The organism is Pseudomonas sp. TE21435 (genome assembly GCF_056279265.1).
Genome location: NZ_JBWBQZ010000001.1, coordinates 5,085,198 through 5,109,028, shown reverse-complemented (window position 1 = coordinate 5,109,028; position 23,831 = coordinate 5,085,198). Strand labels below are relative to the sequence as shown.

Annotated in this window: 9 protein-coding genes; all 9 read right to left on the bottom strand. The window is 65.9% G+C overall.

Annotated features, from left to right (window positions below):
- Positions 1-584 precede the first annotated feature (584 nt).
- Positions 585-15,791 carry an autotransporter-associated beta strand repeat-containing protein gene (locus ACZ9C1_RS23085; RefSeq protein WP_476254590.1) on the bottom strand — a complete coding sequence of 5,069 codons (15,207 nt, stop codon included), beginning with the start codon at positions 15,789-15,791 and terminating at the stop codon, positions 585-587.
- A 467-nt stretch (positions 15,792-16,258) separates the two neighbouring features.
- Complete coding sequence (locus tag ACZ9C1_RS23080; RefSeq protein WP_038707396.1) at positions 16,259-16,642, bottom strand: YkgJ family cysteine cluster protein; 384 nt, start codon at positions 16,640-16,642, stop codon at positions 16,259-16,261.
- Between the two features lie 229 nt (positions 16,643-16,871).
- On the bottom strand, positions 16,872-18,080 hold the full coding sequence (alaC, locus tag ACZ9C1_RS23075) for an alanine transaminase (protein WP_110700547.1): 1,209 nt from the start codon (positions 18,078-18,080) through the stop codon (positions 16,872-16,874).
- A 219-nt stretch (positions 18,081-18,299) separates the two neighbouring features.
- Positions 18,300-20,060: an isocyanide synthase family protein gene (locus ACZ9C1_RS23070; RefSeq protein ID WP_476254415.1), complete on the bottom strand. Its 1,761-nt coding sequence runs from the start codon at positions 20,058-20,060 to the stop codon at positions 18,300-18,302.
- Positions 20,061-20,082: 22 nt separating this feature from the next.
- Entirely contained in the window at positions 20,083-20,784 is a 702-nt protein-coding gene (locus ACZ9C1_RS23065; RefSeq protein WP_277502954.1) for an HAD family hydrolase, read from the bottom strand.
- A gap of 11 nt (positions 20,785-20,795) precedes the next feature.
- Positions 20,796-21,788, bottom strand: a complete 993-nt coding sequence (locus tag ACZ9C1_RS23060) for an L-tyrosine/L-tryptophan isonitrile synthase family protein (protein ID WP_476254414.1) — start codon at positions 21,786-21,788, stop codon at positions 20,796-20,798.
- Between the two features lie 186 nt (positions 21,789-21,974).
- A complete protein-coding gene (cyoE, locus tag ACZ9C1_RS23055) occupies positions 21,975-22,862 on the bottom strand; it encodes a heme o synthase (protein ID WP_023629877.1) in 888 nt (295 codons plus the stop codon).
- Between the two features lie 11 nt (positions 22,863-22,873).
- A complete protein-coding gene (gene cyoD / locus ACZ9C1_RS23050) occupies positions 22,874-23,206 on the bottom strand; it encodes a cytochrome o ubiquinol oxidase subunit IV (protein ID WP_023629876.1) in 333 nt (110 codons plus the stop codon).
- Complete coding sequence (locus ACZ9C1_RS23045) at positions 23,206-23,829, bottom strand: cytochrome o ubiquinol oxidase subunit III (protein ID WP_023629875.1); 624 nt, start codon at positions 23,827-23,829, stop codon at positions 23,206-23,208. Before ACZ9C1_RS23045 ends, cyoD begins: the two co-directional genes overlap by 1 nt.
- Positions 23,830-23,831: the final 2 nt, after the last annotated feature.

The window sequence follows — 23,831 nt, the reverse complement described above, 5'->3', positions numbered from 1 at the left end:
AAATGTGACGACCCAGTGACGGTACCCCTGATGTATTTCCCGGCCAATTCAGAGCCTTCCGGCAGGCGCGTAGGATAGGTCCGAAGCGCTGACTGACTGAAGGATTTGGTTTCAATTTCGGAAATGTCTTACGGGTTTGGATCGAGGTCTTGATCGCGTTATGGCGGCCAGGTGCTTGACGATGGCCTTGCAGCGCCTATGAGACCGAGCGCCGCCCGCGCGGCGCATTGCTGGCAAGCCAGCTCCCACATTTGTTTCGGGCCAGTCTTGCCTGTGAAGTTGTCGCTGTCCGCCTTGGTGCATATCTTGAGACCGGTGGGACACCAGTGGCGCCCACACTGAAACCGCGTCGTACCCACAAGGCGTACAGCCGCGGCGGCGCAGGCATAACTGGCCCGAAACAAATGTGGGAGCTGGCTTGCCAGCAATGCGCCGCGCGGGCGGCGCTCGATCTTATAGACGCTGCAAGATTTGCGGCGAACACTTGGTGGCCCTGATACGGTCATCAGCCCTCGCGGCTAAAAACAAGAAAAGGCCAGGCTTGAGATTGCCGGAGGCTACAAAGCAGCCCCCTGCAAGCTACCTCAGAACCCCATGCTGAAGCTCACCACCACGCCATGGTCGCGGTTCTCGCTGGACAGCTGCCCGGAGTAGCCGACCCCGAGCTTGCCGCTCGCGCCCACCGACAGGTCCACCCCGGCCTCGACCACCGCCGCGTCCTTGGCAATCGGCACACCCTCGGTGCTGAAACCGTCGCCGCCACCGATGAAGCGCAGATCGGCATCGGGCTTGTCGTCGCCGAAGGCATGGCGCCAGCCCACCGACAACCGCGGCGTGATAGTGCTGCCGTTGTCGAGCAGGATGCGCTTGCCAGCCCGCACGCCCAGGGTAGAGAAGGTCACATCCTGGTCGACCTTGCCCTCCAGCCGCCCTGCCCCGCCCTTCTCATGGGCGGTGTCACTGTCATAGTTGACATAAGCCAGCCCGGCGAACGGCTCCAGGGCAATGCCGCCGGCATCGATGGCGTAACCCACCTCACCGAACACCTGGGCGCTGCGCGCCTTGTACTTGGCCTTGAGGCGGTCGTCATAGCTGCCCACGCTGACATCGCGCTTGGTGTCGATGTCGTGCCAGCTGTAGGCCACACCCAGGCGAGCGGCGAAGGCATCGAGCTGGTAGCCGAGGTAGGTGGTGAGGTGGTAGCTGTCCACCGTGGCGTCGGAGCGGCGACGGTGCGCGTCGATGCTCGAGCGGGTGTAGCCGGCGGCGGCACCCACTTTCCACTCATCGTCCAGCGCACGGTCGACACCGAGCATGAAGCCCGACAGGTCGCGGTCGACGCTGGCATGGCTGCTGCTGCCGTCGTAGGTGCCCCAGCCGCCGATGGCGCGGATCCAGCCCACGGCCTGGCCCTGGCAGCCTTCGCTGGTCAGTTGCTGGTTGGCGGTCGGCGCCAGGGTGCGACGTGGGTCGTCCTGGTGGGTGCAGTCGGCCTGGCGCAGGCGGTCATTGACCGCGTCGCGGACGTAGCGCGAGTCCTCGATCAGCACGGTCGCGGTGCTGGCGTGGATCTCGCCGGACAGGCTGTCGAACGCCGCCTGGGCGCCCTGGCGGTCCAGCGGCAGCAGGTTGCTGACCAGTTCGGCCGGCGCCCCGGCACTGGCCAGCGCGGTGGCCACGCCACGCTGGTTGCCAGTGGCGGCGACATCGGCGAAGGAGTTGCCGTTGCGGCTGACCGACAGGGTCACCTGGTTGGCGCCGTAGTCCAAGGAGCTGTTGAGGAACGCCGAGTTGGCCAGATTGGTGGTGGCGAAGGTGCCATTCACCCCGCCCGCGGCACTGACCACGGTGTACTGGCCGTTGCCACTGGCCAGGTTGGCGACCATCAGGCTGCCGCCGAGGTTGGCGGTGCCGCCCACATTCAGGTAGTTCACCGGCGAGGTGCCGAGGTCGATCACCAGGGTGCCGGTGGCGCCGTTGGTGAAGTTGCCCGACACGTTGAGGTTGCCGGCAGGCCCTGGCAGCACGGTGCCGTTGTTGGTCAGCCCGGCGACGGTGCCGTTGCCGGTCAGCGCGGCGCCGTTGGCCACCGTGACCTGGGCTGCGAGGTTGCTGCCCGGATTGGCGGCATCGCCTACCTGGAGCACGCCCTGGTTGACGTTGAAGGCGCCGCTGAATGGTTGGTTGCCGGTCAGCAGCAAGGTACCGCCGCCCTGTTTGGTGGTGGTGCCCGTACCGCTGAGGGTGCCATTGAAGGTGCCATTGCTGCCTTGGGCAAAGACCAGGTTGGCGTTGTTGAGGATGTTGCCCTGCAGGCTGGTTGTGTTGCCGACCAGGGTACCGCCGCTCACGGTAGTGCCGCCGCTGTAGGTGTTGGCACCCGAGAGGATCAGAGTGCCAGCGTCGAGTTTCTCGATGCCGCCGGTACCGACCAGCGGCACGCTGACGGTGGCGGTGCCGCCAGCGTTGACACGCACCGGCGCCAAGCTGCCATCGCTACCGTTGACCGGCGTCAGGCTACCCCCAGCACCCGGAACGACCTGATAGCCGTTGCTGAGGAACTGCAAGCCCTCGAACGACTGGTTGCCCACCACGGTGACGGTGCCCGGAGTACCGCCGAAGACCGCGTAGCCACCACTCCAACCTTCGTTGCTGGTGCCGCTGGCGTTGGTCCAACCGGTGTTCGGCCCCCAGGTACCACTGCCGCCGCCGATGCTGCCATCGGGGTTGGTCTTGCCGCCATTCCAGAACTGCAGCTCTTCGCCGTAGTTCTGCACCACCAGGTTGATCTGGTTGGCGATAGCGGTCTGCAGGCTCAGGTCACCCAGGACCACGCTGCCCGGAATGGCACCGAACACCAGGCCGTTGTCGGTGAGCGTGCCGCCGTAGCTGAACAGTTGGTAGACACCGGTACCGAAGCCACCGGCATCGGTAATGTTCAGCGTGCCGTCCAGCACCAGGTTGCCGTTGACCTTGACCACGGTGGTGGAGGCCGCTGGGGCGCCGAGGCTGAAGTCCAGGGCGCTACCCGACGCCAGGTCGAGGCTGCCGACGGTGAGCGGCGTGGCGCTCTGGCCGGCAGCCAGGGTGGCGCCATTGGCGATCTGCACGGCACCGCCGTAGGTACCGCTGCCGCCCAGGCGGGCGCCGGTGGCGACCTGCACGGCGGCACTGTCGAGGCGGCCATTGACCAGCAGGCTGCCGGCGTTGACCTGGGTCGCGCCGGTCAGGCCATTGATGCCGGTCAGCAACAGTTCGCCAGTGCCGTTCTTGGTCAGGGTGCCAGTACCGGTGAGGTTGCCGGTGTAGCTGCCATTGGCGTTCTGCTCGAAGGTCAGGGCTGCGTTGTTGAGGATCGCGCCTTGCAGGCTGGTGGTATTGCCCACCACGCCGCCTGCGTTGATCTGGGTGCCGCCGCTGTAGGTGTTGGCACCGTTCAGCGTCAACAGGCCAGCGCCATTCTTGATCAGCCCACCGGTACCGCTGACCACGCCGTTGAGGGTCAGGGCGTTGCTGCCGGCGATGGCCAGTGCACCGTTGAGCACGGCATTGTTGGCCAAGGTCACGGCGGTGTTGCTATCCAGCGTGGTGCCGCCTGCGGCCGTCAGAGCGCCACTGCCCAGCGCGCTATCGTTGCCTAGCACCAGGGTGCCGCCGTTGAGGGCGGTACCGCCGCTGTAGCCATTGGCAGCGTTGAGCACCAGGGTGCCGCCGTCTTGCTTGGCGACGCTGCCGGTGCCGTTGAGGGCGACGTTGAGGGTGGCGGTGGCGCCGCTATCGACCCGCAGGTTGGTGGTGCCGTTGCCCAGCAGTTCACCGGCCGTCCCCGCATTGAGCACATAGCCGTCGGTGACGAACTGCAGGCCGGTGATGCTGTGGCTGCCGTTCACGGTGACAGTGCCGGGGGCGCCCTGGAACACGGCGAAGGTATCGTTCCAGGTGCCGTTGAGCACGCCGTTGGCGTCGGTCCAGTTGGTGTTGGTGGCATCCCAGACGCCGCTGCCGCCCTCGATCACGCCGTTGGCCATGGTCTGGCTGCCGTCCCAGAACAACACGTTGCTGGCGCCACCGACCACCAGGTTGACCTGGTTGGCGACGGCGGTCTGCACCGTCAGGTCGGTGACCGGTACCGGCGTGGAGCCGAAGCTCATGCCATTGTTGGTAAGGCTGCCGCCGTAGGCGAACAGGCGGTACACGCCGGCGCCAAAGCCGCCGATGTCTGTGACATTAAGGGTGCCACCCAGGGTCAAGTCGTTGGCCACGTTGACCAGTGGGGTGCCACCAGCCGACGGTGCCCCGAGCGAAGCGTTGAAGTTGGCGCCGCTGTCGAGCACCAGGTTGCCGGCGTTCAGGGTGCTGCCGCCGATGGCCGCCAGGTTGCCGCCGTTAGCCACGGTCACCGAACCACCGAGGCTGCCGACGCCGCTGAGGCTGGCGCCGCTGGCGACGTTGACCGTGCCGCTGGCCAGCGAGCCATCCACCTTCAGCCCGCCGCCCTGCACGTTGGTAGTGCCGGTATGGCTGTTGGCGCTGTTCAGTGCCAGGGTGCCGCTGCCGAGTTTGTTCAGGGTGCCGTTGCCGCTGATGTTGCCGCCGAACACGCCGCCCTCGACCGTCAGGCTGTTGCCGGCGGCGATCTGGATCGCGCCGCTACCGCCGATTTCGCCCAGCGTGGTGTTGCCGTCGAGGTTGAGGCTGGCGCCACTGCTGACATTCAGCTCGCTCTGGGTGCCGAGGGCGGTGGTGCCGACGGTGCTCAGGCTGCCGGACAGGATATTGAGGATGCCGCTGAAGGTGTTGTTGCCCGACAGCGTCAGGTCAGCCAGGCCGCTCTTGTTCAGTTCACCGGCGCCGCTGAGCACGCCGGCCAGGTGCAGGTCATTGCTGCCCAGCACGTTGAGCACGCCGCTGACATTGACCGGATTGGCCAAGGTGACGGCACTGGCGCTGTCGAGGTTGGCGTTACCGGTGACGTCCAGGCCGCCGCTGCCAAGGGCGGCATCATTGCCAACCACCAAGGTGCCGGCCTGCAGCTCGGTACCACCGCTGTAGGTGTTGGCGCCCATCAGCGCGAAGCGGGCGAGGCCGGCCTTGAGCAGGCGACCGCTGCCGCCGACGGTGCCGCCGAGGGTCAGGTCGTTGCTGCCCAGGATCGTCAGGTCACCCGTGGCATTGACGCTGTTGGCCAAGGTCACGGCCTGGCTGCTGTCCAGGCTGGTGCCGGCCACGATATTCAGGCTGCCGCTGCCCAGCGCGGTATTGGAACCCAGCACCAGGGTGCCGCCATTTAGCGCGGTGTTGCCGGCATAGGTGTTGTTGCCGGCCAGCGCCAGCCGGGCGCTGCCAGCCTTGACCAGGCCACCGGCGCCGCCGATGTTGCCGCCCAGCGCCAGGTCGTTGCTACCGGCGATGTTCAACGGCCCCGCCAGGGTGATGGCATTGCCCAGCGCGACCGAGGCGTTGCTGTCGAGGGTGGTACCCGCCGCAGTTTCAAGCGCACCGTTGCCCAGGGCCGTGTTGCTGCCGACGATCAAAGTGCCGCCACTGAGCACGGTACCGCCGCTGTAGCTGTTGTTGCCGTTGAGCACCAGGGTACCGCTGTCGAGCTTGTTGAGCTTGCCAACGCCGGTAAGGCCGACATCAAGGGTCGCCGTGGCACCCGGGTCGACCCGCACGCTGGTGTCGCCACTCGCGCCGTTGATCAGGTCGAGCGCACCGGCGGTGCCGGCCAGCAGGCGGTAGCCATCGCTGACGAACTGCAGGCCGTTGACCGTCTGGCTGCCGTCGACGGTGACATCGCCGGCTGTACCCTGGAACACCGCGAAGGTGCTGCCCCAAGTGGTGTTGGTCAGGCCGTTGAGGTCAGTCCAGTTGGTATTGCCGGCATTCCACACGCCGGCACCGCCGTCTACCTGACCGTTGGGCACGTTCTGGCTGCCATCCCAGAATTGGATATTGAGCCCCGCAGCGCTGACCAGCAGGTTGACCTGGTTGGCCAGGGCGGTCTGCAAGGTCACGTCGCCCAGGCCCACGCCCAGCGGCAGGCTGCCGAAGTCCAGGCCGTTGTCGGTGAGGGCGCCGGTGTAGTCGAAGACGCGGTACACACCGTTGCCGAAGCCGCCGATGCTGCTGACATTGAGCGTGCCGTCGAGGGTCAGGTTGCCACCGACGTTGAACAGCGCGGTGCCGCCAGTGGACGGCGAGCCGAGGCCGATATCGACGATCGAACCGCTGTTGAGCACCAGGCTGCCGAGGCCCAGGGTCGCGCCGCTCTGCCCAGCCAGGTGGCCGCCGTTGTCGATCACCACCGAGGCATTGGCGGTGCCGCTGCCGGTAAGGGTCGCACCGCTGGCCACGGTCAGCAGGTTGCTGCCCAAGGTGCCGTCGACTTTCAAGGTACCGGCGTTGACCTGGGTATTGTCGGCCAGGTTGCTGCTACCGGTCAGGGTCAGGGTACCGCTGCCGACCTTGGTCAGGCCGCCCAGGCCATTGAGGGCGCCAGCGAAGGTGCTGCTGAGGTTGTTGCCGCCCAGGCTCAGGACGCTGCCGACGCCAACATCGACCAGGCCACTGCCGGTCAGGCTGCCAAGGCTGGCATTGCCATTAAGGTTGAGCTGGCCGCTGGCGCCGACATTGAGGGTGTCGACGTTGGCCAGCACACCGCTGCCGAGGGTGGTGAGGGAACCCGCCTGGATATCCACGTTGCCGCTGAAGGTCTTGACGCCGACCAGGGTAAGGTCGTCGACACCGGTCTTGACCAGATTGCCGCTGCCGCCGAGGTCGCCGCTGAGGATCAGCGCATTTGCGGTTTCGACAGTCAGGTTGGCGCCGTTGCTCAGGGCTACGGTGTTGCCCAGGGCCATGGCCGAGCTGTTGGCCAGGGTGGCATCGGCGGTGACCGCCAGGGTGCCGGTGCCCAGTGCGCCGCTGCTGCCCAGGGTCAGGCGCCCGGCGTTGAGCTGGGTACCGCCCTGGTAGCCGTTGTTGCCATTGAGGGTCAGGTTGCCGCTGCCGTTCTTGGTCAGGCCTGCCGTGCCGTTGATCACGCCGTTGAGGGTCAGGTCATTGCCGCCATCGACGGTCAGGCCAGCGTTGAGGGTGACGTTGTTGGCCAGGGTAGTGCTGGCGCCGCTGCTCAGGGTCGAGGCCCCGGCGACGGTCAGGGCGCCCTGCCCCAGCGCGTTGTCGTTGCCGACCACCAGCCGGCCGGCACCGAGGGTGGTGCCGCCCAGGTAGCTGTTGGCGCCGTTGAGGATCAGGGTGCTGGTACCGGCCTTGTTCAGGCCGCCGACGCCATCCACCACGCCGGTGAGGGTCAGGTCGGCGCTGCCCGGCAGGTTGAGGGTGCCGCCCAGGTGCACGTTGTTGGCCAGGGTGACGCCCGCACCGCCGGCATCGAGGCTGGTGTTGGCGCCGGTGCTGAGGTCGCCGCTACCCAGCGCGGTGTTGCTGCCGACCACCAGGGAACCGCCATTGAGGGTAGTGCCGCCGCTGTAGGTGTTGTTGCCGTTGAGGGTCAGGCTGGCGGCGCCGTTCTTGACCAGGCCGTTGTTGCCGGAGACCACGCCATTGAGGGTCAGCGCCTGGCTGCCGCCGAGGGTCAGGTTGCCACCGGCGAGGTTGACGGCATTGGCCAGTACCAGCGCCTGGCTGGCGTCGAGGCCGGCGGCGCCGTTGACGGTCAGGGCCCCGCTGCCCAAGGCGCCGGCATTGCCCAGCAGCAGGCTGCCAGCCTGCAGCGAGGTGCCGCCGGCGTAGGTATTGATGCCATTGAGCACCAGCTGCCCGGCACCCAGCTTGTTCAGCGCCCCGGCACCGCTGATCACACCGTCAAGGGTCAGGGTCTGGGCATTGTTGATAGCCAATGTGGCAGCGGCGCCGAGGCCGATGGCATTGGCCAGTTGCAGCGCCCCGGTGGTGGCCAGGGTGCTGTTGCCGGTCACCGACAGGTTGCCCGTGCCCAGCGCGGTGTTGTTGCCCAGCGTCAGGGTGCCAGCACCAAGCGTGGTATTGCCTTGATAGGTGTTGGCGGCGCCGAGGGTCAGGTTGCCGGTACCGGTCTTGGTCAGGCCGCCGGTACCGCTGATCACGCCGTTCAATGTCAGGTCGTTGTTGCCGGTCAGGCCCAGAGTGTCGTTCAGCGTCACCTGGTTGGCCAGGGTCAAGGCACCCGTGGTGGCCAGGTTGCTGGCGCCGCCGACCACAAGGTTGCCGGTACCCAGGGCCTGGTTGTTGCCCAGGGTAAGCGTGCCGGCATTGAGGGTCACGCCGCCAATCAAGGTGTTGGCGCCACTGAGGGTGAGGTTGCCGGCGCCGTTCTTGGTCAGGCTGCCGGCCCCCGTGACCAGCCCGCCCAGGCCCAGGTCGTTGCTGCCGGCGATGGTGAGGTTGCCCCCCAGGTTGACGGTGTTGCCGATAGTGATCGCCGAGGCGCTGTCCAGCGTGGTCCCGGCAGCCGCGTTGAGCTGGCCGAGGCCGAGGGCGCTGGCGCTGCCGAGCACCAGGGTGCCGGCATTGAGATTGGTGTTGCCCAAATGGCCATTGGTGCCGTTCAGGGTCAGGGTGCCGCTGCCGGTCTTGGTCAGGCCGCCGACGCCGCTGACGTTGCCGCCCAGGGTCAGGTTTTGCGCCCCGGCGACGGTCAGGTTGCCGGCCAGGTTGACCTGGTTGGCCAGGGTGACGTTGGCATTGCTGCTGAGGGTGGTGCCGCCGACTGCGTTCAGGGCACCCGTGCCCAGTGCAGTGTTGCTGCCTACCACAAGGGTGCCACCGTTCAGGCTGGTAATGCCCTGCTGGCTGTTGCTGCCGTTGAGGGTGAGAGTACCGGCACCAGCCTTGATCAGGTCACCGGTGCCGCTGAGCGCGCCGTTGAGGGTGAGGTCGTTGCTCCCCGGCAGGGTGAGGTTGGCGTTCAGGGCGACGGTGTTGCCAAGCGCCAGGTTGCCGGTGGCGTCCAGGCTTGAGGCGCCGGTAACGGTCAGGCCCCCAGTGCCCAGCGCCTGGGCGTTGCCCAGGGTCAGGGTACCGGCACCCAGGCTGGTGCCGCCGCTGTAGGTGTTGGCATTGCCCAGGGTCAGGTTGGCACCGCCGTTCTTGGTCAGGCTGCCAGTCCCCGAGACCACGCCGGACAGGCCCAGATCGGCGGAACCGGCGACAGTCAGGGCACCGCTGAGGCTGAAGGCGTTGCCGAGGGTGACAGCTGTATTGCTGTCCAGGATAGTGCCGTTGGCGGTGCTGACCGTGCCGGTACCGAAGGCAGTGTTATTGCCGACCACCACCGTGCCGCCATTGAACAGGGTGCCGCCGGTATAGCTGTTGGCCCCATTGAGCACCAGCGTGCCGCTGTCGAGCTTGGCCAGTTGGCCGCTGCCAGAGAGGCCAACGTTGAGGGTCGCGGTGACGCCCGGATCGACGCGCAAGGCAAAGGCGCCGTTGCTGCCGTTGACCAGGTCCAGGCCACCGGCGCCGATCAGGCGATAGCCGTTGGTGACGAATTGCAGGCCGGTGGCGGCCTGGGTGCCGACCACGGTGACATCGCCCGCGGTGCCCTGGAAGACCGCGAAGTCGCTGGCCCAACTGCCATTCAGCACGCCGTTGACATCAGTCCAGTTGGTGTTCCCCCCGTTCCACGTACCGGTCCCGCCGTCGATCACACCATTGGGCACGCTCTGCGCCCCATCCCAGAACTGCACGGTGCCGGTGGCGCCGCCGACCAGCAGGTTGACCTGACTGCCGATGGATGTCTGCACCTGTAGGTCGCCGGGCAACACGACACCCGGCACGTTGCCGATCAGCAGGCCGTTGTCCACCAACCCGCCGGTGTAGTCGAACAGCCGATAGATACCGGTGCCGAAGCCGCCGAGGTCGGTGACGTTGAGGGTACCGTCCAGGGTCAGATTGCCATTGACGCTGACCACTGCGGTGCCGCCGGTGGCCGGCGATGCCAGGCCAAAGTCAAGGATCGAGCCGCTGTGCAGGGTCAGCGCACCAGTGCTGAGGGTCGCGCCGCTGTTGGCCAGCAGGTGCGCGCCGTTGGCAATGTCGACTGCGCCCAGCAGGCTGCCGGTACCACCGAGGCTGGCGCCGCTGTTGACCTGCACGCTGGGACTGGCCAGCGAGCCCGTGACGTTGAGCAGGCCGGCATTGACCGTGGTATTGCCGCCGAGCACGTTGACGCCGGACAGTTCGAAGCTGCCAGTACCGGTCTTGATCAGCCCGCCACTGCCCGCCAGGGCACCACTGAACACACTGTTGAGGTTGTTGCCGCCCAGGGTCAGGTCACCGCCGCCGGCGATGTTCACCGTGCCGGCCCCGCTCAGGCCACCGATGGTGGCGCTGGCACCGAGATTGAGGCTGGTGCCGGCGCCGACGCTGACCGCCGAGGTATTGCCCATGGCCGTGTTGCCGACCGTGGTGATGCTGCCGCCAAGCAGGTCGATGGCGCCGCTGAACGTGTTGTTGCCGGTGAGCGTCAGGTCGGACACGCCGTTCTTGATCAACCCGCCGGTACCACTGAGCACACCGCCCAGGGTCAGGTTGTTGCTGCCGCCGAGGGTCAGGTTGGCGCCGAGGTTTACGTTGTTGCCCAGGGTCATCGCCACGCTGTTGGCCAGCGTCGAGGCGCCGCCGACGTTCAATGCCCCGGTGCCCAGCGCGGCGGCGTTGGCCAAGGTCAGGGTGCCGGCATTGAGGTTCAGGCCACCGCTGAAGGTGTTGGCGCCGCTCAGGGTCAGATTGCTGCTGCCGTTCTTGGTCAAGGCCCCGGCACCGCTGATCACGCCGCCCAAGGTCGTGGTGTTGTTGCCTGGCAGGGTCAGGGTAGCGCCGTTGCCAAGGGCGATGGCGTTGCCAAGGTTGAGGGTGGTGCTGGAGTCGAGGCTGGCATTGCCGCCCACGCTCAGGGCGCCGCCGCCGATGGCGTTGTTGTTGCCCAGGACCAGGGTGCCGGCATTGAGGGTGGTGCCGCCGCTGTAGGTATTGTTGCCGTTGAGGGTCAGCACGGCGCTGCCGTTCTTGACCAACGCACCGCTGCCGCTGATGAGACCGCCGAGGGTGGTGGCGTTGCTGCCCAGTACGGTCAGGGTATTGGCGCCGAGGTTGATGCCGTTGGTCACGGCGACGGCGGTACTGGCGTCGAGATTGGCGTTGCCGCCCACGGTCAGGGCGCCGATGCCCAGCGCGGTGTTGCTGCCCAGGGTCAGGGTGCCGGCATTGAGCTGGGTACCGTTGGTGTAGAGGTTGTTGCCGCTCAGGGTCAGGTTGGCGGTGCCGTTCTTGACCAGCGAACCGATGCCGCTGACCACGCCGCTCAGGCCCAGGTCGGCGCTGCCATCGATGGTCAACGGGCCGGCGATGTTCACATCGTTGGCCAGGCTCACCGCCGTATTGGCATCCAGGTGGGTACCGGCCAGGGTGTTGAGGGTACCGGTACCCAGCGCAGTGTTGCTGCCGACCACCAGGGTGCCGGCGTTCAGGCGGGTGATGCCGCTGTTGCTGTTGTTGCCGGTCAGGGTCAGGGTGGTGCCGCCATTCTTGGTGATGCCGCCGGCACCGGCGATGACGCCGCTCAGGGTCAAATCGTTGCTGCCGGGCAGGATGAAGTTGCCCGCCAGGTTGAGCGCGTTGCCAAGGTTCAGCCCGGCCGCACTGGTGTCCAGCGTGGTGTTGTTGGCGGCGTTGAGCGCGCCGGTGCCCAGTGCCGTGTTGCTGCCGACCACCAGGGTGCCGGCGTTGAGGGTGGTGGCGCCGCTGTGGGTGTTGTTGCCGCTCAGGGTCAGGGTGGCGCTGCCGTTCTTGACCAGGCCGCCAGTGCCGCTGAGGGCGCCGGCCAGGGTGAGGTTGCTGGTGGTCGGCAGGGTCAGGTCGGCACCGAGGTTAACGGCGTTGTTCAGGGTCATCGCCGTCGAGTTGGCCAGGGTCGATGCGCCACCGACCGTCAACGCGCCGGTCCCCAATGCGGCGGCGCTGGCCAGGGTCAAGGTACCGGCATTGAGCGTGAGGCCGCCGCTGAAGGTATTGGCGCCGCTCAGGGTCAGGTTGGTGGCGCCGTTCTTGACCAGTGCGCCGGTGCCGCTGATCACCCCGCCCAAGGTGGTGGTGTTGCTGCCTGGCAGGGTCAGGGTGTTGCCGGCGAGGTTGATGGCATTGCCCAGGTTCAGGGTGCCGCTGCCGTCGAGGCTGGCATTGCCGCCCAGGGTCAGGCCGCCAGTGCCCAGGGCATTGCTGTTGCCCAGGGTCAGCAGCCCGGCGTTCAGGGTGGTGCCGCCGCTGAAGGTGTTGTTGCCATTGAGCGTCAGGCCGGCACTGCCGCTCTTGACCAGGGCGCCGGTGCCGCTGATCTGCCCGGTCAGGGTAGTGGCGTTGCTGCCCAGCACGGTCAAGGTGTTGCCGCCCAGGCTGATGCTGTTGGTCGCCGAGACGGCGGTACTGGTGTCCAGGTTGGCGTTGCCGCCCAGGGTCAGGCCGCCGATGCCCAGTGCAGTGTTGCTGCCCAGAATCAAGGTACCGGCATTGAGCTGGGTGCCGTTGGTGAAGGTGTTGCTGCCACTCAGGGTCAGGCTGGCGTTACCGTTCTTGACCAGCGAGCCGATGCCGCTGATCACGCCGCTCAGCCCGAGGTTGGCAGTGCCGTCGATGGTCAGGGGGCCGGCGACGATGACGTCGTTGGCCAGGCTGACCGCGGTACTGGCGTCCAGGTGAGTCCCTACGGCGGTGTTGAGGATGCCGGTACCGAGCGCCGTGTTGTTGCCGACCACCAGGGTGCCGCCGTTGAGGAAGGTGGAGCCGCTGTTGGTGTTGGCACCGGTCAGGGTCAGCGTGGTGTTGCCGGCCTTGGTCAGGCCGCCACTGCCGGCGATGACACCACTCAAGGTCAGGTCGTTGCTGCCGGGCAGGTTGAGGTTGCCGGCCAGGTTCAGGCCGTTGCCGATGTTCAGCCCGGCGACACTGGTGTCCAGGCTGGTGTTGGCCGCGGCGTTGAGCACGCCGGTGCCCAGCGCGGTGTTGCTGCCCAGCACCAGGGTGCCGGCGTTGAGCGCGGTGGCGCCGCTGTGGGTGTTGTTGCCGCTGAGGGTCAGGCTGGCGCTGCCATTCTTGACCAGGCCGCCGGTGCCGCTGAGGGTCCCGGCCAGGTTGAGGTTGTTGGCGCCTGTCAGGGTCAGGTTGCCGCCCAGGTTGACGGCGTTGCTCAGGGTCAGCGCCGCGGTGTTGGCCAGCGTCGATGCGCCGCCCACGGTCAGGGCCCCGGTACCGAGCGCCGTGGCGCTGGCCAGGGTCAGGGTGCCGGCGTTGAGGGTGAGGCCACCGCTGAAGGTATTGGCGCCACCCAGGGTCAGGTTGGTGCTGCCGTTCTTGACCAGCGCGCCGGTGCCACTGATCACACCACCCAGGGTGGTTGCGCTGGTACCAGGCAAGGTCAGGGTGTTGCCGGCCAGGTCGATGGCGTTGCCGAGGTTCACCGCCACGCCGGCATCCAGGCTGGCATTACCGCCCAAGGTGAGACCGCCGGTGCCCAGGGCGTTGTTGTTGCCCACGGTGAGGACACCGCTGTTGAGGGTCGTGCCGCCGCTGAAGGTGTTGCTGCCGTTGAGGGTCAACCCGGCGCTGCCGTTCTTGACCAGAGCGCCGGTCCCGCTGACCACGCCGCCCAGCGTGGTGCTGCTGGTGCCCAGCAGGTTCAGGGTATTGGCGCCGAGGTTGACGGCGTTGCCCAGGCTTACCGCCGTGCTGGCGTCCAGGCTGGCGTTTCCAGCAAGGGTAAGTGCGCCGGTGCCCAAGGCGTTGCTGTTGCCGACGGTGAGCTTGCTGGCATTGAGGGTAAGGCCGCCGCTGAAGGTGTTGTTGCCGTTCAGCGCCAGGTCCCCTGCCCCGCTCTTGACCAGCGTACCGGTACCGCTGATCACGCCACCCAGGGTGGTGGCGCTGGTGCCGAGCAGGCTCAGGGTGTTGGCGCCAAGGCTGATGGCGTTGCCCAGGCTTACCGCGCTGCTGGCATCGAGGCTGGCGTTGCCACCCAGGGTCAGCGCGCCAGTGCCCAGCGCACTGCTGTTGCCGACGGTGAGCTTGCCACCCGCAAGGCTGGTACCGCCGCTGTAGGTATTTACGCCGTTGAGGGTGAGGTCGGCGGCGCCCGCCTTGGCCAGCGCACCGGTGCCGCTGATGATGCCACCCAAGGTGGTGGCATTGTTGCCAGCGAGGGTGAGCGTACCTGCGCTCAGGGCGATTGCGTTGCCCAGATTGAGCGCCGAGGCACTGTCCAGGATGCTGCTGGCGGTCACCGTCAGGGCGCCGCTGCCCAACGCCGTGTCGCTACCCAAGGTAAGCGTTCCGCCGCCCAGGGAGGTGCCGCCACTGAAGGTATTGAGGCCATTGAGCGTCAGGCTGCCGGTGCCGCTCTTGACCAGCGAGCCGGTGCCGCTGAGTACGCCGCCAAGGGTCAGTGCGTTGCTGCCGGGCAGGGTCAAGGCCGCGTTCAGCGCCACCGCATTGTTCAACACCAGCGGCACGCTGCCTTGCAGGCTGCCGGCGCCACTGACGGTCAGCCCGCCGCTGCCGAGCGCCGTGGCGCTGGTCAGGTTGAGGCCGCCAGCGGCCAGGGTGGTACCGCCACTGTAGGTGTTGCTGGCGCCAAGGGTGAGCAGCCCGGCACCGGTCTTGGTCAAGCCGCCGACACCCGAGACCACGCCGTTGAGGGCCATGTCGGTGGCGCCACCCACGTTCAGGCCGGCATTCAAGGTCAGCGCATTGTTAAGACCCAGGCCTGCCACCGTGCCCGCGAGACCACCGCCGTTCACTGTGATGCCACCGGTGCCGAAGGCGCTGGCGTTGTCGAAGTTGAGCAAGCCACCGTTGAGGGTGGTCTGGGTGGTGCCGTTGAGCAATTGCCCGATCAGCGACCAGGTACCGCTGTCGACGATCAGGCGGTTGAAGTTGATGTAGTTCGAGGCGTTGATGGTGCCGCTGCCCGTGGTGCCGCTGCCGCCGCCGATGGCGTTCTGCAACGCCAAGGTGTTGGTGCCGCCAGCACCGCCGTCGACCACGCCAGCAGGCGCGAAGCCCAGGTTGGGGTTACTGCTGACCAACAGCGACACACCGACACCCGCCCCCGCGCTGAGGCTGGAGCCGGTAATGGCGTTGAAGCGGTTGGTACTGCCGGCGCCCATGGACAGGCTACCGGTCAGGCTCCCGGCGTTGGTGAAGGTGTTGCCGGCTGCGGACGCCTGAAATGCCGTGCGACCCAGCACGGTGCCGGTGTTGGTGAAGTTTACTGTTCCGCCCCCGCTCACGGCGATGACCGGGGTGTCCTCGCTGATTATCGTCAGACTGGCCAATGCCGTGGAGCCGATGCTGCCGGCGTTGTTGATGGTAGTGACGCCGCCGGCAGCGTTACGCACGTCCATTGCCATGCCGGTAAGGTTCAACAGGCTCGCGCCCAGCACCGCCCCGGTTCCTCGAATCACACCCGTGGCATTGTTGGTGATGTTGATGGTACTGGCAGTGCTGGTGTTGCCGATCACGGCGCCGGTGGACTGGATGCTCAGGATCCCCAGCAACGACGGGTTGACGGTACCGGAGTTGTTCAACGTGATGTTGTTGCCGGTAAGCGACAGCGCGGTGCCGCCCACGCCCAGCAGCACGCCCAGCGAGGCACCGGTGTTGACGTTGACGGTGAGGCCGCTGCCACTGTTGGAATAGCTCGGCGCGAGCGGGTTGGCCGCGCCGCTGCAGGTCACCGTGGAACCGGCCAGGCTGCAGGCGGCCAGCGCCTGTTCACCGTGCAGACCAAAGGCCATGGCAGTCACGGCCAGGCTGACGGCCAGCGACAGTTGGGAGAAACGGGCGGGCGAACGGGGGGCGGCGCGACTGTCCACGGAGAGCTCCTTCGTGGATCAGGCGATTCAGTCCTTGAAAGCGTGCACAGCGGGTTGGGCAAGAGCAGTGACACACGCGGCGGCCGAAACACCTGATCTATGGCTACGAATATCCTTTGAAGGAATGTGTAGCCGCTCAGGGGCGGGCGGTTTGGCGTCGAAGCCGGTCAAATGGTGTTAATACTTTGTCGAGGCGGCACGTGTTTCGCGGGTTTCAGCGATGCATTCATTGGATCCAACCGACGAACGGTAGTGCCACTTTGCCAAAGCGCAAACAGGTTAGACGTTGTAGGAGCGGCTTCAGCCGCGATGCAGGCGCCGTGGTAAGTGGCACCCGCTGCGCGGGTGATCGCGGCTGAAGCCGCTCCTACAGAAATTGCATCTGCGGGTCAGGCCACCTCGGCGCCGTCATCCGGCCAATGCGGCTCGTTGGCGCCCGGCGGCGTCAGCGGTGGCAGGCCATAGGCTGCCCGAGCGTCGTCACAGCTCGGATTGTGCACGCCGTTCTCCCACGACGCCTCAAACTCGCGGCAGGGGCTGGAGCGATTCTCGTAGATGGAGCACGCCACCTGCGTGCCGATCTCGCCACCGAGACTGACGCAACGGCAGGGCTTGGCGTCGGTGCCAATCATGGCGACGCGGGTCGGGTTGATCTGCACAACCAGGTCGTCGGGCACCAGGCCACCGGCGGACTGGCACTCACCCCAGAAGAAAGACACACGAAAGTAGCCGCAGCAGGCGCCGCAGGTCAGGCAAGGGTTCTGTTCGGACATGATGACCAGGGAGGGAGGTTGTTATTGGGGCGGGCGCCCGCGGCGCTATTTGTAATCCAGGCGCGGGCGCCTGAGAAGAGGGGGAATGCAAAAAAAGATCGCCGCTGATCGGCGATCTGAAAGTCGTGATCGATATCGCCTGTATCGGCCCATCGCCGGCAAGCCGGCTCCCACAAGGTCCGGTGCCATCCTGTGGGAGCCGGCTTGCCGGCGATGAGGTCGGACCTGTTTACTTGCTGGTCAAACCATCGGCGCGGAACATCTGGCGGATCCCGCGAATAGCCTGGCGGATACGGTCCTGGTTCTCGATCAGGGCAAAGCGCACATGATCATCGCCGTAGTCACCAAAGCCGATCCCCGGCGACACACAGACCTTGGCCTCGGCCAGCAGCTTCTTCGCGAACTCCAGCGAACCCAGGTGAGCGTACTGCTCAGGGATCTTCGCCCACACGTACATCGACGCCTTGGGGTTCTCGACCATCCAGCCCAACTCGTGCAGCCCCTTGACCAGCAGGTTGCGGCGCTGGCGGTACTGCTCGGCGATATCGCGCACGCATTGCTGGTCGCCTTCCAGGGCGGCGATGGCAGCCACCTGCAGCGGGGTGAAGGTGCCGTAGTCGTGGTAGCTCTTGATCCGCGCCAGGGCGCTGACCAGCTCAGGGTTGCCGACCATGAAGCCGATCCGCCAACCGGCCATGTTGTAGCTCTTGGACAGGGTGAAGAACTCGACCGCGATGTCCTTGGCCCCCGGCACCTGCATGATCGACGGCGCCTTCCAGCCGTCGTAGACGATGTCGGCGTAAGCCAGGTCGTGCACCACCAGCACATCGTACTGCTTGGCCAGGGCCACCACCCGTTCGAAGAAGTCCAGCTCCACGCACTGCGCGGTGGGGTTGGACGGGAAGCCGAGGATCATCATCTTCGGCTTGGGGATCGATTCGCGGATCGCCCGTTCCAGCTCGTTGAAGAAGTCCACGCCCGGTACCAACGGCACCGAGCGTACCTGGGCGCCGGCGATCACCGCACCGTAGATGTGGATCGGGTAGCTGGGGTTGGGCACCAGGACCGTGTCGCCGTGGTCGAGGGTGCCGAGCATCAGGTGCGCCAGGCCTTCCTTCGAGCCGATGGTGACAATGGCTTCGCTTTCCGGGTCGATGTCGACCTCGTAGCGTTCCTTGTACCAGTTGGAGATGGCGCGGCGCAGGCGCGGGATGCCACGGGAGGTGGAATAGCCATGGGTGTCTTCGCGCTGGGCGACCTGCACCAGCTTCTCGACGATGTGCGGCGGGGTGGCGCCATCGGGGTTGCCCATGCTCAGGTCGATGATGTCCTCGCCACGGCGGCGGGCGGCCATCTTGAGCTCGGCAGTAATGTTGAAGACGTAAGGGGGGAGACGATCGATGCGCGCAAAGCGGCGCGGCGAACCTGGGTTGGCCATGTGTTCCTCGAGAGACGTAAGCGCCCGGAACCGTCCGAGCGACGCTGGCCGCTGCGGCGGCCGACAAACAACATAATCCCGCCACGATCACTTCGTAAAGGATAATTTCCTGTTTTATTAGATTTTTTCAGCCACTTCATTTGAAAAAAACGCAATTACAGAATCCGCCTCAGCAGGCGGTGCTTGCCGAAACACCGGCAAGCACCGCCGTCAAAGGGCTCAGTAGACCTGCACCCGCCACAGTTCGCGCGCGGCCGAGGCCGCGCTCATCGGCAGGCGCCCGTGCAAGGTCTGGTAGTTGTCGATCAGCACCAGGTCACCCGCCTGCCACTCATGGGCAATCAGGCATTCGGGGTCGTAGACCAGTTCGTCGAGCTGGCTGATCAATGCCTGCTGGAAGTCCTCGTCGTGCCCCTGCACCTTCTGTTCGAGGGTCTGCAACGACGACTGGCAGCCCTCCTGGTAGCGCAGTACCCGCTCGCCATTGCGCGGATCGAGGTCGACCAGCGAGTAGCTGCGCGGCGAACCGCCGAAATAGGTCATGCGCGTGTAGTAGGTCAAATCGATGCCCTGCCACTGGCGGGCGGTGCGCAGGCCCACCTTGCGCAAGGCGTTGCGGCTGTCGACGACGGTGGTCTGCCCTTCCCCCGGCTGTGGCGGCGTCTTGCAATACAGCATGAAGGTGTGGGCGCAGAACTTGGGATCGCGCTGCACCAGCGGATCGCTGTCGGGCAGCATGTTGAGGTCCCAGTGCAAGGGCGTCTTCTCCAGTGAATGCACCACGCCTTGGGGCTGGTCGGCCGGCTTGACCACATGTACCTCACCAAAGGACCAACGGTAGATGGTGCCGAAACGCTCGCAGTCGGCGGCGAATGCCTGCTGGTCGGTGAATTCACAGCCTCTGAGGCAGACAAAACCGAAACTGCGCACCAGTGCCTGCAAGGTCTCGGTGGACAGTCGCTGGAAACCCAGCCCCAGCGGGTCGCTGACCAGCAACCCGAACAAGGGGAGCTTCTGCAATGTGAAGTTGAAGCCCTCAAGCGCCTCGCCCGCTGTTTCATGGAACAGCCAGGGCTGCCCCTGCCAGGTCACCAGCACATGCCGCGCGGGGTCGATCTGCGCGCGGCTGCGCAGGGTCTGGCGACCGTCCAGCTGGCGCACCGGCACTGCATGCCAGGGGCTGGCTACATGATCGAGCCCCTCGGCCAGGGCTACGGTGAACTTGGGGCCGGCGTTGTCGTACTGGTGCACCGACAAGCGCACGTGCCCGGGGAAAAACCGCTCGACCGCCGCATTCAAGGCCTGGCCGCGCAGCATCATCTGGTAGGCCTTGTAGCTGATCTGGCGCAGGTGCTCGTCTTCGTCCTGCCCGGCCTGACGGCATAGGCGCAGGTCGTTGTAGAGGTGGCTGCACAACTTGTCGTGGGTCCGGCCCAGGGCCTCGTCGTGCTGGCACTGCTCGATCAGCGCTTCGACGTTCTTCCACGGCAGGCGGGCCTGCTTGATCAGGGTGGCGCGCAGGGCCTCGGCACTGCTGGCCTGGGGGAACAGGTCTTCCATGCTCACCCAGCGGATGCAATGGGTCGTGCACAGGGTGCGCAGCGCCTGGTTGTAGGCGCGGCGCACGTCGTCCGGCACGCCGACGATATCGTTGAAGGTGGTGCCGTCGCTGAGGATTGCGATCTCGCAGCCAGGGGCGTGGAGCTCGGCGAGTTCCTGGGCGAGGCGGTCGAGGCGCTCGATGGCGATCACCTCGCCATGATCGGGCAGCACGCCAAAGGTCTTGTCGTGATCATTCGGCGACTTGCACGGGAAACCCGGCAACACCATGCGCAGTGGCTCGCCGCTGTCGAAGCAGCGCGCCAGGTCGCGGGCCAGGTGCGCCCTGCCCGCTTGGTCGAAGCGGTCGCCTTGCGCCTTGAGCAGGTAACCGTCCAGCACCTGGCCGACGGCTTCCATCCAGCTGTCATTGTCTTGCATGTCGTGTCTTCCTTGAGAACGGCTACAGCGAACCGATTGGCGTTGCGGATTGGCTTGCACGGTGGAGCACTTGCTCCGGGCCCAGGGCCCGGAGCAAGTGCAAGGGCTGTTGGCAATGGAACTGCGGCCGCTGCTCGAGCAAGGCTTGCCACACCCCGTAGCCCCAACCGACGGCGGCAGCGGGCATGCCGGCGGCCTTGGCGGTCAACAGGTCGATGGGGGTATCGCCGACGAACAGGCAGTGGCCTGGGTCGATGCCCAGCCGTTTAGCGGCCTGCAGCGCGATGTCCGGTGCCGGCTTGAGCCGCTCGCCGGGACGATGGCCCAGCACCGCGCCAAATCGCTGCGCGGGCAGCAGCCCTTGCACGACACGCTCGGCGAGCGGGTGGGCTTTGTTGGTGACGACGGCCATGGGCAACCCTTTGCCGGCAATCGTCTCGATCAGGTCGACACAACCGGGGAACGCTCGGGAACGCTGGACCAGGTTGTCGTGATAACAGCTGCTGTAGTCGTCATGCAGGCGTTGGCGTTGCTCGGCGTCGAGGCCTACCGCGGCCCGCTCGAGCATCGCCGACACACCGCCACCGATCATGCCGCGGACCTCATCCGGCTGCAGCGCGCGCAGCCCGTGCAGAATCAGCACATGATTCAGGCACCAGGCAATATCAGGCAGGGTATCGACCAAGGTGCCGTCCAGGTCGAACAGAACCGCGCGTATGTCCATTGGCGCCACCCTCACTGCGCGCTGGCGTAGTGGCAAGGCCGGCCACGGCGGAATACCAGCCGGCTGTAACGCTCATCGACATTGCTGCGTCGGTCGAGGGTCACCACGCCACGGCGCTTGATCGCCACCGAATGCCAGGGGGTGCGCCACAGGTCGCTGGTCGGCACCAGGCGGATGCCGATCTTGCTCGATACCGCCAACTGCGGGTGGATCGACAGGCGCAGGCAATGCGGATAGCGCGCTTGCAGCAACGCACTCCAGGCCTCGCTACGCTGGATCACCCGCTGGGAGGCGGGCTTGGCCGCCTTCTTCACCGCGTTCATGCTCATGCCTTCGAACTCCACAAGCCCGGCGTAGTCCTCGGCGAGGAAACGATGGATTCCGCAGTACATCAAGCGCATGTGCTCCTCGTCCTCGAAGCGCTGCTGCAGGGCGCGCAGCGACTGGCCATGCTCGATCATCAGCTCTTCGCGCATGGAGTCCAGGCAGCCCAGTTGCGGATAGGCATCCTTGAGGTCGAACAAGGTGAAACGGCCGGGATAGTGCTGGCCGGCATAGCGCTGGATATCCTCGGTGTAGGCCTGGACATGGGCATCGGGCACCCGCACCAGGTCGGCGAAGACATAGCCGTCCGAGCAGATGTGAATGACTGCACCGGGGGCATGCAGTGCGCGGATTTCCTCAGCCAGGCGATTCAGCTCGTCGATGGCATGGTGCTCTGCCAGGTCCGGGAGCGGGCCGAGGGTCTTCTGGCGGTTGGGCGACTTGCCGGGGAAGGCCGGGAGGACCATCTCCACCGGCAGCCCGCGCTCGACGGCCTGCAGCACCTTGGGCAGGTGCGGGGCGAGCACGGCATCGTCCAGCGCGTCATCCTGCCCGGGGGCCAGGCTGCGCCGACGAAACAGGCATTCGAGGATGGCCAGCGAGGTATCGGTGTTGGCGCAGGCATGGCGTTGGCGCAGCGAAGCGGCGCACGCCGAAAGAGCGAAGCTCGATTCGGTCATGGAACAGTCCTTGTCATGTGGATCGATCCGAATGGATCGTGGCCTACCTTGGCCTACAGGTCATCCTGACCTGCGGCGCATAACATCCGGCAAAGGACATGGCGCTGTCAACTGCCCTTCGAATGAATTTTCCGAGACAAAAAAAACGCCCCGGCAAGCCGGGGCGTCTTGTGCAGCAGCGGTGTTTCAGCGTGCGTAGGTCATCAGCACGTCGGCCGCGGTCTGGCTGTCCACGCCCATCATCACGCTCAGGGCAGTGACGGTGAGGATGGAGAAGCCAAACACCTTGCGCGCCCACTTGCTGTCGTCCTCGGCCTTGTAGCCGCCCCAGGCCATGTACAGCCAGTACAGGCCCATGGCGGCCGCCACGGCGAGATAACCCAGGCCGGCATAGCCGCCGAGGGTCAGCATCAGGGTGGCGAGCACAAAGGCCAGCACGTACAGCACGATCTGCTTCTTCGCCGCGAGGATACCGCGCGCCACCGGCAGGACCGGGATGTTGGCGGCGCTGTAGTCCTTGAAGCGGAAGATGGCGATGGCAAAGCTGTGCGGCATCTGCCACAGGCTGAACATCACCAGCAGCGTGAACGCGGCCAGGTCGAAGCTGTTGCTCACGGCGCAGTAGCCGATCACCGGAGGCATGGCACCGGACAGGCTGCCGACCAGGGTGCCGTGCACCGATTTGCGCTTGAGCCACAGGCTGTAGAAGCCGACGTAGACCACGAAGCCAACCAGGGCGCAGAACGCCGACAGCGGGTTGGCCTGGACATACAGCAAGCTGAAACCCGCCACCCCGAGCAGGGTGGCGTAGATCAGCGCCAGGGGCAGCGACATGCCGCCCTGGACCATGACGCGGTTCTTGGTGCGCTCCATCTTGTGGTCGATGTCACGGTCGATGCAGTTGTTGAACACGCATCCGGACGCGACCACCAGGGACGTACCGATCACCACCGCCAGGAACAGGGCGAAATCCACATGCCCCTTGGCGGCAAGGAAGAAACCGCCTGCCACGGAAAGCACGTTACCGAAAATGATCCCCGGTTTGGTGATTTGGATAAAGTGCTTCACGGACATGCAGTCTTACCTCACTTGGCCAGCATTTCGAAGTGGATGCTGAACATGATCCACAGCGACAGGCCGACCAGCAGTGCAATTACCAGAACGGTGAACAGGAACGTCGACACGTTGGAGCGCTGCTCTTTCGAGCGGTCCATGTGCAGGAAGTACACGAGGTGCACCACCACCTGGATGACGGCCATGGCCACCACGATCAGGACGGTCAGGTTCTTCGGCAGGCTTGGGTACATCACCAGGCCGAACGGGATCGCGGTCAGGATGATCGACAGTACAAAGCCGATCATGTAGGACTTCACGCTACCGTGATTGCCTTCGTGATGAGTGTCGTGTGCGCTAGCCATTACAGAACCCCCAGCAGGTAGACGACGGTGAACACGCAGATCCAGACCACGTCGAGGAAGTGCCAGAACAGGCTCAGGCAGCTCATGCGGGTCTTGGCGGTCGGCGTGATGCCGTGCTTGTTGATCTGGTACATCATGATTGCCATCCAGATCAGACCGGCAGTCACGTGCAGGCCGTGGGTACCGACCAGCGCGAAGAACGCCGACAGGAAGCCACTGCGCTGCGGGCCGTAGCCTTCGGCGATCAGGTGATGGAACTCATAGATTTCCATCGCGATGAAGCCTGCACCGAACAGGAAGGTCACAGCCAACCAGCCCAGTACACCTGCCTTGTTGCCGGCGAACATCTTCAGCATGGCGAAGCCGAAGGTGATCGAGGACAGCAGCAGGAACGCGGTTTCGACCAGCACGAAGTCGAGCTGGAAGATGTCGTGACCCGACGGGCCGCCGGCGAAACCGCCGGACAGCACCGCGTAGGTGGCGAAGAGCGACGCAAACAGGATGCAGTCGGTCATCAGGTACAGCCAGAAACCGAGTACGGTCATCTGGCCCGAGTCGTGGTGGTGGTCATCGTGCGCATGGTCATGACCATGCGCGCCACCGTGGATTACTTGACTGGACATTG

What these genes read in the sequence shown, in the direction of transcription:
- ACZ9C1_RS23060 (WP_476254414.1), bottom strand. Translation starts at nt 21,788, where the DNA reads ATGACCGAATCGAGCTTCGCTCTTTCGGCGTGCGCCGCTTCGCTGCGC.
- ACZ9C1_RS23085 (WP_476254590.1), bottom strand. Translation starts at nt 15,791, where the DNA reads ATGGCCTTTGGTCTGCACGGTGAACAGGCGCTGGCCGCCTGCAGCCTG.
- cyoD (WP_023629876.1), bottom strand. Translation starts at nt 23,206, where the DNA reads ATGGCTAGCGCACACGACACTCATCACGAAGGCAATCACGGTAGCGTG.
- ACZ9C1_RS23045 (WP_023629875.1), bottom strand. Translation starts at nt 23,829, where the DNA reads ATGTCCAGTCAAGTAATCCACGGTGGCGCGCATGGTCATGACCATGCG.
- ACZ9C1_RS23070 (WP_476254415.1), bottom strand. Translation starts at nt 20,060, where the DNA reads ATGCAAGACAATGACAGCTGGATGGAAGCCGTCGGCCAGGTGCTGGAC.
- alaC (WP_110700547.1), bottom strand. Translation starts at nt 18,080, where the DNA reads ATGGCCAACCCAGGTTCGCCGCGCCGCTTTGCGCGCATCGATCGTCTC.
- ACZ9C1_RS23080 (WP_038707396.1), bottom strand. Translation starts at nt 16,642, where the DNA reads ATGTCCGAACAGAACCCTTGCCTGACCTGCGGCGCCTGCTGCGGCTAC.
- ACZ9C1_RS23065 (WP_277502954.1), bottom strand. Translation starts at nt 20,784, where the DNA reads ATGGACATACGCGCGGTTCTGTTCGACCTGGACGGCACCTTGGTCGAT.
- cyoE (WP_023629877.1), bottom strand. Translation starts at nt 22,862, where the DNA reads ATGTCCGTGAAGCACTTTATCCAAATCACCAAACCGGGGATCATTTTC.